The sequence below is a fragment of the Amycolatopsis sp. NPDC049159 genome (genome assembly GCF_040648295.1).
GTDB lineage: Bacteria > Actinomycetota > Actinomycetes > Mycobacteriales > Pseudonocardiaceae > Amycolatopsis > Amycolatopsis pretoriensis_A.
This window is the reverse complement of record NZ_JBEZDL010000010.1, coordinates 207,601-224,375: the sequence shown is the minus strand read 5'-3', so window position 1 is coordinate 224,375 and position 16,775 is coordinate 207,601. Positions and strand designations below refer to the sequence as shown.

General features: G+C 71.6%; 14 protein-coding genes. 8 read left to right on the top strand and 6 right to left on the bottom strand.

Annotated features, from left to right (window positions below; genetic code table 11):
- Positions 1 to 2 precede the first annotated feature (2 nt).
- On the bottom strand, positions 3 to 800 hold the full coding sequence (locus AB0B33_RS20360) for a tyrosine-protein phosphatase (protein ID WP_360773886.1): 798 nt from the start codon (positions 798 to 800) through the stop codon (positions 3 to 5).
- A 211-nt stretch (positions 801 to 1,011) separates the two neighbouring features.
- Between AB0B33_RS20360 and AB0B33_RS20355 the strand changes: the two genes are divergently transcribed.
- Both AB0B33_RS20355 and AB0B33_RS20350 read left to right on the top strand, forming a co-directional pair.
- Entirely contained in the window at positions 1,012 to 4,146 is a 3,135-nt protein-coding gene (locus AB0B33_RS20355; RefSeq protein WP_360773883.1) for a LamG-like jellyroll fold domain-containing protein, read from the top strand.
- A 120-nt stretch (positions 4,147 to 4,266) separates the two neighbouring features.
- Positions 4,267 to 5,124: a hypothetical protein gene (locus AB0B33_RS20350; protein ID WP_360773880.1), complete on the top strand. Its 858-nt coding sequence runs from the start codon at positions 4,267 to 4,269 to the stop codon at positions 5,122 to 5,124.
- On the opposite strand, the gene AB0B33_RS20345 is transcribed toward AB0B33_RS20350, so the two are convergent.
- Positions 5,125 to 7,092, bottom strand: coding sequence for an ATP-binding protein (locus tag AB0B33_RS20345; RefSeq protein ID WP_360773878.1), 1,968 nt, complete (start codon positions 7,090 to 7,092; stop codon positions 5,125 to 5,127).
- Positions 7,093 to 7,213: 121 nt separating this feature from the next.
- Here AB0B33_RS20345 and AB0B33_RS20340 point away from each other — a divergent pair, with 121 nt between their 5' ends.
- The 5 genes from AB0B33_RS20340 to AB0B33_RS20320 all read left to right on the top strand — a co-directional run bounded on the left by AB0B33_RS20340 (position 7,214) and on the right by AB0B33_RS20320 (position 12,293).
- A complete protein-coding gene (locus AB0B33_RS20340) occupies positions 7,214 to 8,095 on the top strand; it encodes a cyclase family protein (protein ID WP_360773874.1) in 882 nt (293 codons plus the stop codon).
- 76 nt (positions 8,096 to 8,171) lie between these two features.
- On the top strand, positions 8,172 to 8,564 hold the full coding sequence (locus AB0B33_RS20335) for an SRPBCC family protein (protein WP_360773871.1): 393 nt from the start codon (positions 8,172 to 8,174) through the stop codon (positions 8,562 to 8,564).
- An 85-nt stretch (positions 8,565 to 8,649) separates the two neighbouring features.
- A complete protein-coding gene (locus AB0B33_RS20330) occupies positions 8,650 to 9,474 on the top strand; it encodes a DUF72 domain-containing protein (protein ID WP_360774150.1) in 825 nt (274 codons plus the stop codon).
- Between the two features lie 98 nt (positions 9,475 to 9,572).
- Positions 9,573 to 10,142, top strand: coding sequence for a hypothetical protein (locus AB0B33_RS20325; RefSeq protein WP_360773868.1), 570 nt, complete (start codon positions 9,573 to 9,575; stop codon positions 10,140 to 10,142).
- 57 nt (positions 10,143 to 10,199) lie between these two features.
- On the top strand, positions 10,200 to 12,293 hold the full coding sequence (locus AB0B33_RS20320) for a tetratricopeptide repeat protein (protein WP_360773865.1): 2,094 nt from the start codon (positions 10,200 to 10,202) through the stop codon (positions 12,291 to 12,293).
- A 49-nt stretch (positions 12,294 to 12,342) separates the two neighbouring features.
- Here the strand turns inward: AB0B33_RS20320 and AB0B33_RS20315 are convergent, their stop codons facing one another.
- A complete protein-coding gene (locus AB0B33_RS20315; RefSeq protein ID WP_360773863.1) occupies positions 12,343 to 12,849 on the bottom strand; it encodes a DUF6630 family protein in 507 nt (168 codons plus the stop codon).
- A gap of 161 nt (positions 12,850 to 13,010) precedes the next feature.
- Between AB0B33_RS20315 and AB0B33_RS20310 the strand changes: the two genes are divergently transcribed.
- A complete protein-coding gene (locus AB0B33_RS20310; protein WP_360773860.1) occupies positions 13,011 to 14,048 on the top strand; it encodes a glycoside hydrolase family 43 protein in 1,038 nt (345 codons plus the stop codon).
- A 137-nt stretch (positions 14,049 to 14,185) separates the two neighbouring features.
- Here AB0B33_RS20310 and fahA read toward each other — a convergent pair whose 3' ends face one another.
- From fahA to AB0B33_RS20295, 3 genes are read right to left on the bottom strand one after another with little or no spacing between them, the layout of a single operon-like run.
- On the bottom strand, positions 14,186 to 15,355 hold the full coding sequence (gene fahA, locus AB0B33_RS20305; protein ID WP_247019798.1) for a fumarylacetoacetase: 1,170 nt from the start codon (positions 15,353 to 15,355) through the stop codon (positions 14,186 to 14,188).
- The gene (locus AB0B33_RS20300; protein WP_360773857.1) at positions 15,352 to 16,152 is read right to left on the bottom strand and encodes a hypothetical protein; all 801 of its coding nucleotides are present in this window, start codon (positions 16,150 to 16,152) and stop codon (positions 15,352 to 15,354) included. Before AB0B33_RS20300 ends, fahA begins: the two co-directional genes overlap by 4 nt.
- Before the next feature lie 38 nt (positions 16,153 to 16,190).
- The gene (locus AB0B33_RS20295) at positions 16,191 to 16,724 is read right to left on the bottom strand and encodes a MarR family transcriptional regulator (RefSeq protein ID WP_360773854.1); all 534 of its coding nucleotides are present in this window, start codon (positions 16,722 to 16,724) and stop codon (positions 16,191 to 16,193) included.
- Between the last annotated feature and the right edge of the window lie 51 nt (positions 16,725 to 16,775).

Below are 16,775 nucleotides of genomic sequence, written 5' to 3'. Positions count from 1 at the left end.
GGTCAGGCCAGCAGGCGGGCCTTCAGCGCGTCGATGGTCGCGTCGTCGAGGCGAAGGCCTTGACGGGCGTAGGCGTCCATCGAGCCGTACAGGTGATCGACCTCGGCGAAAGCCGCGCGCAGCCAGCTCAGCTCGACAGCCTCGGGGTCGCCCAGCTTGTCGTTGCTGAGCAGGAAATCGGCCTCGACGGTCGCGCGCGGCACGCCCAGCAGGCTCAGCAGGATCGCCGTACCCCAGCCGGTGCGGTCCTTGCCCGCCGAACAGTGGAACACAGTGGCGCCGGAACCGTTCGCCGCGATGGCGTGCAGCAGGTCGCCGAACGCGTGGTCCGCGCCGACGAAGTCGACCATGAAGGGGTAGCCGATCGACTGGCCCAGGTTGCCGGATCCGTTGAGCAGCCCGGCCGCGATGGCCTTCACCAGCGTGACGGCAGCGTTGTCGTGGAACCGCAGGCCGTGTGCGAGCGAAACGACGTCGGCCACCTGGTAGCGGGCACCCGCGGGTACGCGGTCCGGCTCGTCGTGGCGCTCCTGCACGTTGCGCAGGTCGACGTCCAGCGAGACGTCCGCCGCGGTGAGCCGCTGGAGATCCGCGTCGGTGAGGTGGGAAAGTTTGTTGGACCGGTAGACGACGCCGGTCCGGACTGTGCGGCCGTCGGTCGTGGGGTAGCCGCCGATGTCGCGGAAGTTCCTGGCGCCCTCCAGGCTTACCGCGCTGACGACGGCCGATGCCGGGGCCGCTATCCCGCTGACGAGTGTGGTCACCGCCGCGCCGATCACGAGCAGCTTTCGCACGCGCATGTCGCTCCCTCCGCCGAGTGCCGGGACGAACGTGAATGGTTCCCGCGTTCGCCGGGGAGGACAACAGTAAAAGGTGAAGGGTTCGCGGGGAGTTCAGCGAGCGGCCACCGGCACCCTGCACCGGGAGACGGCCTGGACAGGAGTCCGATTTATCTGATTGGATCTCACCAGGAGCGTTTTACAACGTTGTAAAAGTGAAGGGTCCCCGCCGATGAGAAGAGCCGCTTCTGTCCTCCTGGCCCTGCTGGTGGCGCTGGGCGTGGCGTCGGGAACGCCGCCCGCGAGTGCCGCCGAGGCCGTGCACGGCCTGAAGGCCGAGTACTTCACGATGTCGGCGCCGGGTGCGCACGACTTCGCGAACCTGGCCGGCACCGCGCTCGACGGGGAGGTCGACCACCCGGACCTGACCTCGGTCTTCGGGCTGGTCGCCGGGCGCACCGAGAACACGACCGCCCGGTGGAGCGGGCAGCTCGCCGTGCCGCAGACCGGGGACTACACCTTCTACGCGATCGGTGACAACGGGTTCCGGCTGTTCATCGACGGCGCGCCGGTGATCGACCACTGGGTCGGCGACTGGGACAAGGAGCAGACCAGCGCTCCGGTCACGCTGGCCGCCGGCACGCAGCACGACTTCAAGCTGGAGATGTTCCAGGACACCGGCGGCGCGAACATGTTCCTGCGCTGGTCCAGCGCGGCCATCGCGAAGCAGATCGTGCCGCTCTCGGCGTTCACACCGCCGGCCGGCTTCCGGGCCGTGCCGCGCACCGCGGACGTCTCCCAGGACGGCCGCACGCTCACGGCCGACTTCGACGGCCGCGTCTCGGGGACCGGCGACCTGGCGGACCACCTGCGGATCGAGGTCGACGCGACGCCGATGCCCGTCTCGTCCCTCACCACGAGCCGCAGCCGGGTCACGATCCGGCTGGCCGAGGCGGTCCTGAAGGGCCAGCGGGTCACCCTCTACTACGACGGCGCGGGCGCGCTCGCGGTGGACGGCACGAAGATCGGCAAAGCCGCGCGCATCGTCGCGAACGCGTCGGCCGAACGGCTCAAGACGCCGTGGGGCGAGCACGTCGACACGCGCCACCCGTTGCCGGAGTACCCGCGGCCGCAGCTCGAACGCGACAAGTGGGTCAACCTCAACGGCCCGTGGGAGTTCTCGGCCGCCAAGGAGGGCCAGCAGCCGGCGTTCGGCAAGAAGCTGCCCGAGAAGGTGATCGTGCCCTTCCCGATCGAGTCGCAGCTCTCCGGCCTCGAACGGCACGAGGACCACATGTTCTACCGCCGCACGGTCAGCGTCCCGCGCGACTGGAAGATCGGCGGCGGGCAGCGCCTCAAGCTCAACTTCGGCGCGGTCGACTACCAGGCCAAGGTCTGGGTGAACGGCAAGGTCGTCGCCGAGCACACCGGCGGGTACACGGCGTTCAGCGCCGACATCACCGACGCGCTCAAGCGCGGTGACGAGCAGGAGATCGTCGTCGCCGTCACCGACACGACCGGCCCGTACCAGCCCAAGGGCAAGCAGTCCGCCAACCCCGGCGGCATCTTCTACACGCCGTCGTCGGGCATCTGGCAGACGGTGTGGCTGGAACCGGTGGCGGACAAGGGCATCGACGAGATCAAGACGACGCCCGACCTCACGACGAACTCGCTGGCGCTCACCGTCAAGTCCGCGGGCAACGCCACCGTCACGGCGGTCGCCAAGGACGCTCGTGGCCGGCAGGTCGCCGCGGTCACCGGGCCGGCGAACGCGAACCTGAAGATTCCGGTGCCGAACCCGCACCTGTGGACGCCGGACGACCCGTACCTGTACCAGCTGGAGGTCAAGCTGGGCGGGGACAAGGTCAAGAGCTACTTCGGCATGCGGTCCACCGGCATCACGAACGTCAACGGCACGCCCAAGCTGACGCTCAACGGCAAGCCGATCTTCAACCTGATGCAGCTGGACCAGGGCTTCTACCCGGACGGCCTGAACACCGCGCCGAGCGACGAGGCCCTCGTCTTCGACCTGAAGGCGCAGAAGGACCTCGGTTTCAACGCCGTCCGCAAGCACATCAAGGTCGAGCCCGCCCGCTGGTACTACCACGCGGACCAGCTCGGACTGCTGGTGTGGCAGGACTTCGTGTCCGTCGAGGACGGCAACAACCCGGCGGCGCAGCAGGCGTGGCTCAGCCAGGGCCTGGAGGAGATGCACCAGCTGCAGAACTCCCCGTCGGTCTACGCCTGGATCGTGTTCAACGAGGGCTGGGGCGAGTGGGACAAGACCGCGACCGGCCGGATCACCGACCAGGTCAAGGCCACCGACCCGAGCCGGATCGTCAACGCCCACAGCGGGGTGAACTGCTGTGCCTCGAAGGGTGACTCGGGCGCGGGCGACGTCATCGACCACCACGACTACAACAACACCGACCCGGCGGCCTCGGACGGCAAGCGCGTCGCGATGGACGGTGAGCACGGCGGCTTCACGCTGCGCACGCCGGGTCACCAGTGGCCCGGTGCGCCGATCGCGATCTACAGCGGGGTGGCGGACAAGGCGGCGCTGACGGCGAAGTACGTCGACAACACCCGCACGTTCTACCTCGGGCAGGCTCGGGCCGAGCTGTCGGCGTCGGTGTACACGCAGGTCACCGACCTGGAAGGCGAGCTCAACGGCCTCTGGACCTACGACCGCAAACGCATCAAGGTCGACCCGGGTCCGGTCCGCGAGATCAACCGGCGGGTGATCGAAGCCGGCGCCGGCGCCGGCAAGCCCTACCCGTACGCGGGGAAGGGCTCGTGGAACCTCGACGAGCGCGGCGGAACGACCGCGAAGGACTCGAGCGGTGGCAAGAACCCGCTGACGCTCACCCCGACCGGGGCGGCCTTCAAGGACGGCGCGCTGCAGTTCAGCGGCGGCTCGGCCGACACCTACGGCCCGGTCGTCGACACGACCGGCGACTACACCGTGTCCGCGAAGGTGCGGCTCGACCAGCTGCCCGGCAACTACGCGACCGCGGTGAGCCAGGACGGCCGGGACCGGGAAAGCCCGTTCTACCTGCAGTACGGGCAGGGCGCGTTCGCGTTCAGCACGCCCGGCGGCAACCGGGCCCGGTACGAGGTCGTGCCGGAGACCGGCCGCTGGTACGAGCTGACGGGCGTCCGGGCCGGCACCGAGATCCGGCTCTACGTGGACGGCGTGAAGGTCGCGACCGCCCCGGCCGGACCGGCGTTGGTCAGCACCGGCGCGTTCACGGTCGGCCGCGCCAAGTACGACGGCCGCAACGTCGACTTCTGGCCCGGCGCGGTCGACGACGTCCGCGTGGTCGGCAAAGCGCTGACGGACACGGAGGTCGCCCAGGTCTCCTGACTTCACCCCCTGCGACGCGGGTGCCGCACCTCGGCACCCGCGTCGCCGCGTGGCCGAAACCCGGGTTCGGTAGCGCGCGGCCCGGTGGAGGCTGGGCCCCGCCGAACGGAGGTGGGCGTGGTGAACACGGTGGATCCGGCGCGGGCCCGGCGAGAGCGTCTTGAGCGGTGGCACGGGAACCCCTGGCTGCTCGCCGGGATCGCGGTGGCGTCGGTGGCCACGCCGGCCCTGGGTCTCCTGGCCGGGCTGGGCTTCGGCGGGATCCTCGAGCAGTTCCGGACGATGGCGATCGACAGCGTCTTCGACGACCGCGGGGACGGAGACCCGCCTTACGTCCTCATGTGGGGCACCTTCGGCCTGCTCGGCTGCCTCCTCGCGGCGACGCTGGCCGGTGCCGCCGCGCGGCGCTACCGGGCACGCCCGTCGGGGCCGGTGTTCCCGGCGGTCCTGGCACTGGCCGGAAGCACTGTGGGCGTTGCGGTTTCGGCCCGGGACTGGCTCCCGCCGCTCGCCGTCGGCACCGCGGTCGATCCGGTCTTCCACCACGACGAGGCCTGGGGGTTCTGGGCGTGGGTGTGCTACTACGCCGACTGGTGGGCGCCCGCGCTGCTGCTCGGGCTGACGCTGCTCACGCTGGGATGGGCCGTGGCGGACGGCCGCCGGCAGGCCCGGCTGGCCGCGACCCGCGACCGGTTGCTGGCCCACGGCTGCCGGGTGCCCGCGGCCGTGGTCGACGTCAAGCTCCGCCTCGCGGGCGACGAGTCGGGCACCCGGATCGTCGGCTCGACGGTGACGGTGTCCTACACCGACCCGGCCGGCGTCCGCCGCTGGGCGACCCGCCGCAGCCGCGAGACCGAACTGGCTGTCGGGCCCGGCGGCGCGGAGGTCCTCTTCGACCCGGCCCGCCCCGCCGACGAGAAGGCGGTCTTCGTCGCCCTCCGCCGCCACCCGGCCCTCGCCGACTGGCTGCCGGCTTGATCAGCCGGTTTCGCGGGCCCACAGCAGTTCGGTCAGCTGCGCGACCGCCTTGTCGCGGTGCCGCCGGTAGGTGTTGAACGACAGGTGCAGGGAGTTCGCCACGCGCTCCTGGACGCCGATCGGGCGCAGGAACGTGCGCTCGATCAGCACGCCGAGATCCGGCTTCAGCGTGGCCGCCGTTTCGTCGAGCAGGTCCCGCAGGATTTCGGCCGGGGTGCGGCCGGCTCGTTCGTGCTGCCGGACCAGTCGTGACCGCAGCAGCGGGTTCGAGCGCAGGAGTTCCGGCGTGTGCAGGGTGCGCAGGGCGGAGCGGACGGCGTCGGTGAACTCCGGCTCGGACAGCACCGGCTCGTCGAGGTCCTGCCCGGCGGGTCGCGCCGGCGCGCCCAGCTGGCGGGTGTGCAGCAGGTCCGTGTACGTCGTGATGCCGGTCCGGCGCCAGTCGTGCGCGAACACCGGGAACCGCGCGCCGCTGACTTCGTAACCGGCTTCGGTGGCCGCCCAGAAGTCGAGGGATTCCATCGCGGGTGCCCACAGTTCCCCGTCGCCGAACGCGCCGACGAAGCTCCACGCCGTGTCGGCGCCGACCAGGAGGATGTCCAGCATCTGCCACGCGACGAACAGCGTCAGCGACGGGGACGGGCGCTGTCCGTGGTCGTGGTCGAGGAAGAACCGCCAGGCGCGGACCCGTTCCCCGGCGCGCGGCGGCCCGAACTTCGCGGCGTAGCCCCACATCGCGTCGGTACCCGGGTCGACGCCGAGGTCGGCCTCGGTCAGGTCCAGGCAGGCGCCGTAACCGCGCGGCTCGCCGGTCTCGGTGCGGAAGACCCGGAAGTCCCCGGGCCGGCGTCGCAGCCAGTGCGCCACCAGCTCGGCTTGCTCGCTCCCCTGCCACTCGGCGGTCATGGCGACGATCGGCGACCGGTCGCCGTCGCGCAGCCCGTCGGCGTGCGCCCCCATCGTCGGCGGCAGCGACGCCAGCGCCGCGAACGGGGAACGGGCACCGTTCAGCACGACGGTCAGCACGACCAGGTCCAGCCGCTCCCGCTCGTCCGCCGTCGCCCGGACCTGGTCGTGGAACACGGCGAGCTTCCGGCGGTACAGGTCGGCGTAGCGGCCGGGATCGCGCCAGCGCAGGTCCGCGGTGATGGCGTCGCGGACCACGTCGTGGGGGTAGAGCCCGTACGGGGACTCGTCGACGAACGCCTGTGTGCGCAGCCAGGCGAACAACTCGCCGGCGTCACCGCCGACCATCGAGCGCAGCAGGTCCTCGGTCGTGACGAGCAGCAGCGCGCACACTTCCAGCGCCGTGCGGTGCCGGGCGCTCGGCACCTCGTCGAGCATCTGCGCCAGCAGCGCGCCCACGACGTCGGGCAGGTCCGACAGCGTCCGCGGCGCGGCACCGCGGCGTACGGCGTCCACCATCAGCGACGGGGTGAGCGGGTGGCCGCGGCTGATCTTCAGCAACCGGTCGTGCGTCTCGCCGGGAACGTCCTGGGTGGTCAGGTACGCGCTTCCCTCCTCGGCCGAGAGGTTGCCGAGCGCGACGACCCTCATCAGGGCCAGCCAGGCCGGGTCCGCGCGCCACCGCGGCCCGGGACCACGCCGCCCGGCGATCACCACCAGGCAGGACGCCGGGAGGGACGGCAAGTACTGGTCGCGAACCCAGTCGTCGACCGGCTCCAGCAGTTCGTAAGTGTCGATCAGCAGCACGTCGCCGGCCGGGGCGGGCAGGGCTGCCCGGCCGAGGGCCAGGTGCCGGGCGTCGACCCGGACCGGCTCGAAGCCCTTCTCGGCCGCCACGTCGGCGAAGACGTCGAGCAACGCGCTCTTGCCCACCCCGCCGACGCCGTGCACGAAGAGCACGCCGGGCGCGCCCAGCGCGTCGCGGAACAGGGCGACCTCCTCGTCCCGCCCCGTGAAAGCCCGCCGCTGCAGCTCCCGCACGGTCCGGCCGAGTGATGTCATGCACCCGACTGTATCCATCGCCGCGGACCGGAGTGGGCACCGAACGGGCAGCGGCTGGGCTGGTGGCCGCGGGCCCGCTCGGTGACGATCTTGGCGTTGTCCCCGAGCGAAGGAAGCAGCCATGGTTCAGAACCCCGAAGAGTTCCCCAGCAACTGGGGACGCTGGGGTGCCACCGATCAGCTCGGCACCGTCAACCTGATCACCGCCGAGGCCCGCGCGCGTGGCGTTGCCCAGGCGCGCAAGGGATTGACGGTGTCGCTGGCGCGCAAGACCCCGACCGCACCGCTGATGGGCGGGCCGATGGCCGCGCTGCGGGCGGACACCACCGGCGTGCAGACCATCATGTCGTTCACCGGCTCGCCGCCGCTGGCGATGGCCGAGCTGATGCTGGTCACGACGCACCACCCCGAGGTGACGCACCTGGATGCGTTGTCGCACATGGTCGTGGACGGGCAGGTCTACCCCGGGATCGCGCAGGCGGAGAGCTCCGGGCCCGCGGGCGTGATCCACGGCGCGGCGGACGTGTTCGCCGACGGGATCGTGACCCGCGGCGTGCTGCTCGACCTGGCCCCGGACGGCAAGCTGCCCGACGGCCACGCGGTCACGGCCGACGACCTGGACGCGGCGGCGGCGCGGGCGGACGTCGTGGTGGAGCCGGGTGACGCGCTCGTCGTGCGCGCGGGCTGGGACCGGGTCCCCGACCACGGCCGGGCGCTGCCGGGAATGACTTCCGGGGCCGTCCGGTGGATGCACGACCACGGGATCGCCGTCTACGCCGGGGACATCGGCGACGCGTCGCCGCCGGTGCAGGACGACTTCCCCGGCGCCCTGCACCGGCTGGGCCTCGCCCGCCTCGGGTTGGTGCTGATCGACGGCGCCCGCGGCGAGGAACTCGCGGCGGTCTGCCGGGAGCAGGGCCGTTGCACATTCCTTTTCGTGGCCGCGGTTCCGCGCATCCTCGGCACCACCGGGCTGCCGGTGAACCCGCTGGCCATCTTCTGAGCGAAAGGATCGACCACGACGAACGCCTTCCTCAGCGGCCTCGGCGAGCTCACCCGCCTTTCAGAAGTGCCGGGGCGTGACCGTCGACGAAACCGCGCCGGTGATCAGCCGGGCGAGCGTGCTCATCAAGGCGCCGCCGGCGGAAATCCGGCGCCTGCACACGGATATCGACCGCCGGCAGCGCTGGATCCCGGAAATCACCCCCGCCCACAAGGGAACACCGGGACCGCTGCGGCCGGGCTCGGTGTTTTCCTGGTCGCTGCAGAACATGCACGTCGAGTCGACGGTCACGGCCGTGAAGCCGGCCCGCTGCACCGCGTGGGGCGCTCCCGTGAACGGCATCACCGGCGTGCACCTCTGGACGTTCCGACAGACCCGCGGCGGCGTCCTGGCGACCACCGAGGAGTCCTGGGCGGGCCCGCACCGGTTGCGGTACACCGCGGAGAAGCGGGGAGCACGGACTCGCTGACGCGCCGGGGCGGTACCATCCGACCACGGCAAGGGGTCTTCGACGGGAGCTGACGCGGGTGGCACGTCTGCACGTCGGCTGCGCGATGTGGACGCACAAGGCGTGGCCGGGGCGGTTCCTGGCGCCGTCGCTGCCGGCCAAGGAGCGCCTGCGGGCCTACGCCGGCTGGTGCACCGCGGTCGAAGGCAACACGACGTTCTACGCGACGCCGGCCCGCGGCACCGTCGAGACGTGGGCGGAGCAGACCGGCCCCGGCTTCCGGTTCGTGGTCAAGGTGCCCAAGGTCGTCACGCACGAGCGCCGGTTCACCGGGGTCGAGACCGAGATGCGGGCGTTCCTGGACGCGATCGAACCCCTGGGTCAGCGGGCGGTCCTGTGGACCCAGCTGCCCGGCTCGTTCGGCCCCGCGGACGTCGACGCCCTCGCCCGTTTCCTGCGCCGCCTCCCCGCCGATCTCCGGCGCGCGGTGGAGGTGCGCCACCCCGAGTTCTTCACCGACCCACGCTCGACGTCGCTGCTGGAGGGGACGCTCGCCGGCGCGGAGGCCGAGTGGGTGCCGTTCGACACCACCGTCTTCTTCGCGAGCCCGCCGATCAGCGAGGCCGAGCAGGAGGCGTGGGGCAAGAAACCGCGGCTACCGCGGCGAACGCGGGCCCTGACCGACCAGCCGGTCGTCCGCTACCTGGGCCGGGACTCGGTGGAGGAGACGGTCGCGGGCTGGCAGCCGTGGACCGAGGTGGTCGCCGGCTGGCTGCGCGAGGGCCGCACACCGACGGTTTTCGTGCACACCCCGGACAACGACGAGGCCCCGGCACTGGCCCGCCGCTTCCACGACGACGTACGGGCGCTGGTACCCGATCTCGAGGCGCTTCCGGAGCCGGAACCGATCGAGCCGGCGACGTTGTTCTGAGCGACACGCCGAACTCACCCGGCGGGCGCTATCTTCGTGCGTTGAGCTCGGTCGGTTCCCGGACGTCGGAGGTCACGTTGGTCAGTTTCGGCGACGAGGTGGACGCGCTGGTCGGGTTCCACGTCGACGAGAACGCCAGGAACGCCGCCGCGCACCAGGCGGAGCTCCACCGGCATCGGCAGAGGCTCGTGCACCTGCGGCAACTGGCCGCGGAAAGCGCGCACTACCTGAGGACCAAGGGCGCCCGACCGCTCCCGGTGCTGGCGAATCCCCACCCGGGCGGCCAACGAGACCACTATCGGAACGCGGTGATCGACTGCCACGCCTGGCCGATGGGGCGGCTGTCGCTCACCTCGGCGGGCGAGTTCGTCGGCGGTCACATGCCTTCGAAGAGCACCGGCGAGAACTCCGAGCGGGCTCTGATCGGCTTGGGCATCGGGCCAGGGCAGTGGTACCTGCCGCACGCCGAGCGGATCGAACTGTCCGATACGCGCGCCGTCCACCCCTTCGAAAAGGGCCTCGACGACAGCGAATTCTTCGTCTACTCCTTCGCTGCGGACGAAAGCCGTCCGATCAGTGAGCACGTCAAGCACTACGCGGCGATGTTGACCTTGTACGGGCCCGAGTTCACCGACGTGACCTGGGACAAGATCCACTGGGACTACTGAGGCGTGGCCGGCGAGGAGGAAGGCGAAGCCGAGCGGGGCACACGTGTGGACCTGGTCGTGAACCAGGTATCCGGCCCGGTGAGCGGCACGGTGGTCCAAGCGGGCGTCATCAGCGGCTCCGTGCACATCCACGCCGCGGCCGAACCGGTGGTGCCCCGGCAGCTCCCGGTCGTGCCGGCGACGTTCGTCGGGCGATCCGCCGAGCGGAACGCGCTGGACGAGCTGCTGCCGGACGATCCGGCGACCGGCCGGAGCGTCGTGATCTCGTCCCTCGGCGGCGTCGGCGGGATCGGCAAGACGTGGCTCGCCGTGCGGTGGGCCCACGACCACGTCGCCCGGTTTCCGGACGGGCAGTTGTTCGTCGACCTGCGCGGCTTCAGCCCGGACGGGGAACCGATGTCGTCGGAGACGGCGGTGCGCGGCTTCCTCGATGCGCTCGGCGTGGACGCCGACGGCCTTCCGTCCGACCCGCACGCCCTGTCCGCGCGGTTCCGGACGTCGGTCGCCGACCGGCGCATGCTGATCATCCTGGACAACGCGGTGAGCACCGAGCAGGTGGCACCGCTGCTTCCCGGTGGCAGCGCGTGCACGGTCCTGGTCACCAGCCGCAACCACTTGACCGGACTGCAAACCGCCCACGGCGCCCAGCACGTGGTCGTCGATGTGCTCAGCGAAGCCGACGCCCTCGCCTTGCTGGAACGGAAGCTGGGCCGCGACCGGGTCGCCGCCGAGCCCCGAGCGGTCGCCGAGCTGCTGGCGTACTGCGCCGGCTTGCCGCTCGCGTTGAGCATCGTGGTCAGCCGCAGCTCGATGCGGCCGCGGGCCCGGCTGTCGGATCTGGTCGGCGAACTCCTGGACACCGGCCTCACCGCGCTCGCCGGCGATGACCCCGTCGCGAGCCTGCCCACCGTCCTTTCGTGGTCCGTCGCGGCCCTCGCCGAGGAGCAACGACGGGCGTTCGCGCTGCTGGGACTCGCACCGGGCCCGGACACCAGCCTGCCGGCCGCCGCGGCCCTCCTCGGCGTGGACGTAGGCGAGGCGCGACGGATCCTGTTCGCGCTCGAAGAGGCCTCACTGCTGACGACGGACGGCCGGGGCCGGTACGCGATGCACGACCTGGTCCGGCACTACGCGGCCGGACTGGCACCGGAAGGCGCTGCCGAAGACCCGGATGCCGCCGTGCGGCGCATCCTCGACTTCTACCTCCACACCGCGCATCGGGGAGACCGTGCCCTGTACCCGCATTCGACGTCCATCGCACTGGATCCGCCCGCAACCGGGGTTCGAGCGCTCACGCTGACCGAAGAGAACGCGATGGCGTGGTTCGAGGCGGAGCACGCTTGTTTGCTGGCCGCACAGCGAACGGCCTCGGCACGCGAGCTCTACGGGCAGACGTGGCAGCTGGCCTGGGCGATGGACACGTACCTGCACCGGCGCGGACGTCTCGACGACTACCTCGCCGTGTGGCAGCTCGTGCGAGCCTCGGCCGATCGGCTCGATGACGAGTCGCAGCAGGCACTGGCGGCTCGCCGGCTGGGGCACGCGCTCGCCCGGCTGAGGCGGTGGGACGCGGCGATGTCGCACCTCGACGCGGCGCTGGCGCTGGCTTCGGCCATCGGCGACGTCGAAAACCAGGCCAACACCCACCGCATCATGGCCTGGGTGCAGGGGGCCCAGCACCACTACGCCCGGGCCTGCGCCCACGCCCAGGACGCGTTGCGGCTGTACCGGTCGATGGGCAGCGGCACTCGCGAAGCGGACGCGCTGAACACCGTCGGCTGGTACCTGGCCAAGCAAGGCCGCTACGGCGAGGCGCTGGCGCATTGCCAGGAAGCGCTCACCCTGCAACTCCGGCACGGTGACCGGGACGGCACGGCCGCCACCCTCGACAGCTTGGGGCACATCGCGCACCAAACCGGCGAGAACGACCTCGCCATCGACTACTACCGGCAAGCGCTGGCCCTGCGCCGAGAGCAAGGGAACGCCTACGAGGAGGCGAACACGCTGGAGGGCATGAGCGCGGCTTACGTCACGTCGGGACGAGCCGAAGAGGCTCGGGCCGCGCAAGAGCAGGCGCTGGAACTCTTCGAAGCGCAGGGCCGAACCGCCGACGCCGCGCGAGTACGGGCAGCGCTGGAAGCTTCGCCCTGAGTTCCAGTGCGGATACGACGTCAGCCGCGCTGCCCTACAGCGGGTCGACCTACCCGCCCAGCACCTCCGCTGTGAAGCCGGCTGCGGTAGCGGAAGTCGTCAGCGTCTCCGCGTCGGTCGCCGGCAGGAGGACGAGCGGGTAGCAGTCCGACTCGATGTCCAAGACCGCGAGCGCCGCGCCCGTCTCGCGCAGCCGGTTCCCCGCCGTCTCGAGGAAGTCGTACGTCGGGAGTTCGCTCGCCGCCAGAGACGTCCACAGCTCATCGGCCGGCGGGGCCGAGCGCAGAGCACGCAGCCGGGCGGTGATCTCGTCGGGGGCTTCCTTCCAGTCGACCTCGGCGAGCAGGCCGTGGTCGGCGAGGGCGTCGACCAGGGCGATCCACGGGAGGCCGTCGAAGGGCTCGTCGATGCCGCGGTCGTCGAGGCGGTCGGCGTGCTCCCGCACGTACGCGGCGGGGTCCTCGAGGGCGGCCGCCGCCCGGGCGGCGACCTCGGGGGTGTCCGGGGCCAGGAGCGTGGCCACGGCCACCAGTGCGTCGCGAGCCGGCGTGGTCATCGGGTCCTCCGTGGGGGCGAGGGGCGGGCGGGACCATGATCTCAGCTCACCGGTTCAGACCAATCTGGTGCCACCTTGATCGAGCAAGCTCTACCGGACGCGGCCGGTCGCGGGTGATCCTTCAGTTCCCCCGTCTGGATCGACCGAGGGATGTGGTCGTCGTGTTCCGCCGCCTCGTTCTCGTTTTCGCCCTCCTCGCCGCCGTGACCACCGGGACCGCGGAGGCCGGGCAGACCGCTCTGCGCGCGGCCGATCCCAGCGTGCTGCGGGTCGGATCCACCTACATCGCCGTCCAGTCGTCCGGCGGCGGGATCGTGGTGCGGCAGGCCGCGTCCACCGACGGGCTGGCGAGCGCGCCCGCGCGGCGGATCTGGTCGGACAGCCGCGGCCTCGGCGAGGTGTGGGCCCCGGAGATCGTCACCGACGGCGGCCGGTTCTACGTCTACTTCACGGCCGGAACCGGGGCGGCGCACCGGATGTACGTGATCAGCTCGGCCGTCGCCGACAGCGGCTACACGGCGGAAACGCAGCTCGCGCTCCCCGACGGCAAGTGGGCGATCGACGGCACGATGTTCACCTTCGGCGGCCAGCGGTGGTTCGTCTGGTCGGGCTGGGCCGGCGACACGAACGTCGAGCAGAACCTGTACATCGCCCGCATGAGCACCCCGACGACGCCGTCCGGCGCGCGGTACGTGATCTCGCAGCCGCGGGAGAGCTGGGAGCGGGTCGTCGGGAACCCGTACATCAACGAGGCCCCCGAGGCGATCAAGGACCCGAACGGGCAGCTGCACATCGTCTATTCGGCCAACGGGAGCTGGAGCGACCAGTACTGCATCGCGGAGCTGCGCCTGCGCGCCGGCGGCGACCCGACGTACGTGTGGGACTGGTACAAGTCCAACGGCTGCCTGTTCGGCTCGAACCGGGCCACGATGATGGCGGGCTGGGACCCGACGTTGTACGTCAACGGGCCGGGGCACAACAGCTTCGTCCTGCTGAACGGCGATATCGCGACGAGCCCGCTTGCTGGGCCCAAGTTCCCGTTGATGTACCACGCGGTCGCCAAGGGGACGCCGTATTCGTGGGCGAACCGGTACTGGTACACGGGAACGTTCTGCTGGTGGGGGTCGACGACCTACCGGCGGGCGAATGTCCCGGGCGCGAACACCGACACGGGGTGGAGCCTGAAGTTCTTCGAATGAGCCGGGCCCGTTCGGCACTGCCCGCCGTCGGCCCCCACGCCGGACGAGGGCGGGGGCCGTGGCTCGAGGCATTCGCACAGCTCACAGCAATGGATGGTGTTGCTGCCCCAAAAGCCGGCTGGCCGAAGCCCGATGACTCACTCCCCCGCCGGGAGGATGCGGCCGCGCACCTCGCCGAACGCGATGCGCGTGCCGTCCGCTCCCGGGGCCGTTGCCGTGATCACCACTTCGTCGCCGTCCTGCAGGAACGACCGCTGCTCGCCCTTCACCGTCAACGGTTCCGCGCCGCCCCAGCTCAGCTCCAGGAACGCCCCTCGCTGGTGCTTCTCCGGGCCGGAAATCGTGCCCGAGCCGTACAGGTCACCCGTGCGGGACGACGCGCCGTTCACCGTCAGGTGGGCCAGCATCTGGGCCGGTGACCAGTACATCTCGCGGTACGGCGGGCGGCTGACCTCCTCGCCGTTCCACTCCACCACCAGCTCGACGTCCAAGCCCCACGGCGAGCTCTCCCGCAGGTACGGCAGCGGCTCCGGGTCCTGGCCCGGCAAGGGCACGCGCGCGGCTTCCAAAGCCAGCAGCGGGACCACCCACGCCGAGATCGAAGTCGCGAAGCTCTTGCCGAGGTTCGGGCCCAGCGGGACGTACTCCCACGCCTGGATGTCCCGCGCGGACCAGTCGTTGAGCAGCACCGCGCCGAACACGTGGCGGGGGAAGTCGTCCGGGGAGATCGGGGTGTTCAACGGCGTTCCCGTGCCCACCACGAAACCCAGTTCCGCCTCGATGTCCAGGCGGGTGCTCGGCCCGAAGACCGGCGCCGGGTCGGCTTTGCGCTGGCCGCTGGGGCGGACGATGTCCGTGCCCGAGACCAGGACCGTGCCCGCGCGGCCGTGGTAGCCGACCGGGAGGTGCTTCCAGTTGGGCAGCAACGGTTCCGCGTCCGGGCGGAACAGGCGGCCGACGTTCGACGCGTGGTGCTCCGACGCGTAGAAGTCGACGTAGTCCGCGACCTCGATCGGCAGGTGCATCGTGACGTCGGCGAGCGCGTGCACGGCGTCGTCCGGGACCTCGCCGGTCACCAGCGACGTGAGCTGCGCGCGGACCGCCACCCAGCGGTCGTGGCCCTGCGCCATGAACGGGTTCAGCGTCGGCGCGTCGAACACGTCGTCGCCCAGTGCGCGGGCCAGGTCGAGCACCGAGTCGCCGACGCGGACGCCGACGCGCGGGGTGCCGCCGGCGGGCGAGAACACGCCGTACGGGAGGTTGCCGGTCCCGAAGGGGGAATCCGCCGGGATCGCGATCGTGGTCATGCCTCTCCTCGGGGCAGCAGGCCGAGCTCGGCCAGTTCGGTCAGGGGGTCGGTGATGCTGCACGTGCCGAACGAAGTGAACCGCGCGCGGACGCCGGCGGGCAGGTCGCGCACCAGCGCGGCGACCGCCCGGCCGTCGCGCTCGGCGAGGCGGGCCTCGGCGTGGTCCGGGTCGGCGGCCGCGAGCAGCAGGTTGAGGAAGCCGTGCTGCTCGAAGCCGGTTTCCGGGTCCGTGTTGCGCAGCGCGTGGTGCAGGCCGGCCGTCGCCTTGAACGGGACGCCCGCGTCGACGGCGGCCCGGATCGCCGCCGCCAGTTCGGCGTCGCCGGGGTAGAGCTCGGCGCGGACGCCGCCGGTCCGGAACTTCGCCCGGTGGCCCGTGCCCGCGAGCGCCCGCAGCAGCGGCACGCGCCGGTCGTCGCGCGGGATCTCGACGTACACCGGTGCGGTCGCGGCGGACACCGCGTCGAGCACCTCGGCCGGGCCCATGCCGTCCGGCACCGCGATCTCGAGCGCCTGGAGGTCGACGGGCAGCGCGGGGACGGCGGCCAGCACGCCGGGCAGCTGCGCGGGGCCGCCGGGCAGCGTCACCGCGAGCGGCAACGGCGTCTCGCGGGCGCCGAGCACGCCGGCCAGCTCGCCGAGCGCCGGGGCGGCGACCACCAGCGGGCCGACCAGGTCGGCGTACCAGGCCGTCGAGTACCCGTCGTGTGCAACTACGGCGTCCGGCAGCGGCGCCAGGCCGGGCGGGAACACCGCGGCGTCGTCGCACAAGCCGGTGAACAGTGCGGGGATCACGGTGGGCGCCTCCTCAGCCAACTTGGTTCACACCTTTACTAACTACGGCTGCGCGCGTCGAAGCCGGCGCGGCTGGTGATCAGCTTCCCGAGCAGCATCACGAGGATGCGCTGCTCGGTCTCGGTGAGCGCGTCCGTCCAGCCGAACTCGCGCTCGTTGTGCTCCTGGAACACCGAAACCATCTCGTCGTGGCCCGCTTCGGTCAGCGAGAGCCGGACCGAGCGGCCGTCGTGCTCGTCCGGGGTGCGGTCGAGCAGCCCGTCCGCGACCAGCACCTTGGCGAGGTTCGACACGGCCGCGCGGCTCATCCCGGTCAGCCGGGCGGCGCTCTTCGGCTCCAGCGGGCCGGCCAGCCAGACCACGAAGAGCAGCCGGAAGGCCGACCACGACCGCCCGCGCGGCCGGTGCACGGCGGCTTCGAGGTCGTAGGTGACCAGGTCGGAGGCGCGGTTGAGGGTCAGCAGCACCTCGGTGGCGAGCTGGTGCCGGAAGCCGTACTCCTCGGCCAGCCGCCGGTTGGCCAGCGCCACGAAGGACCAGAAGTCCAGCTCGGCGGCGGTCACGTCCTGCACGGGGCGCAGCCTAACGCGGCCACGACAGGTAGTCAAAGTTGAAACTATCTC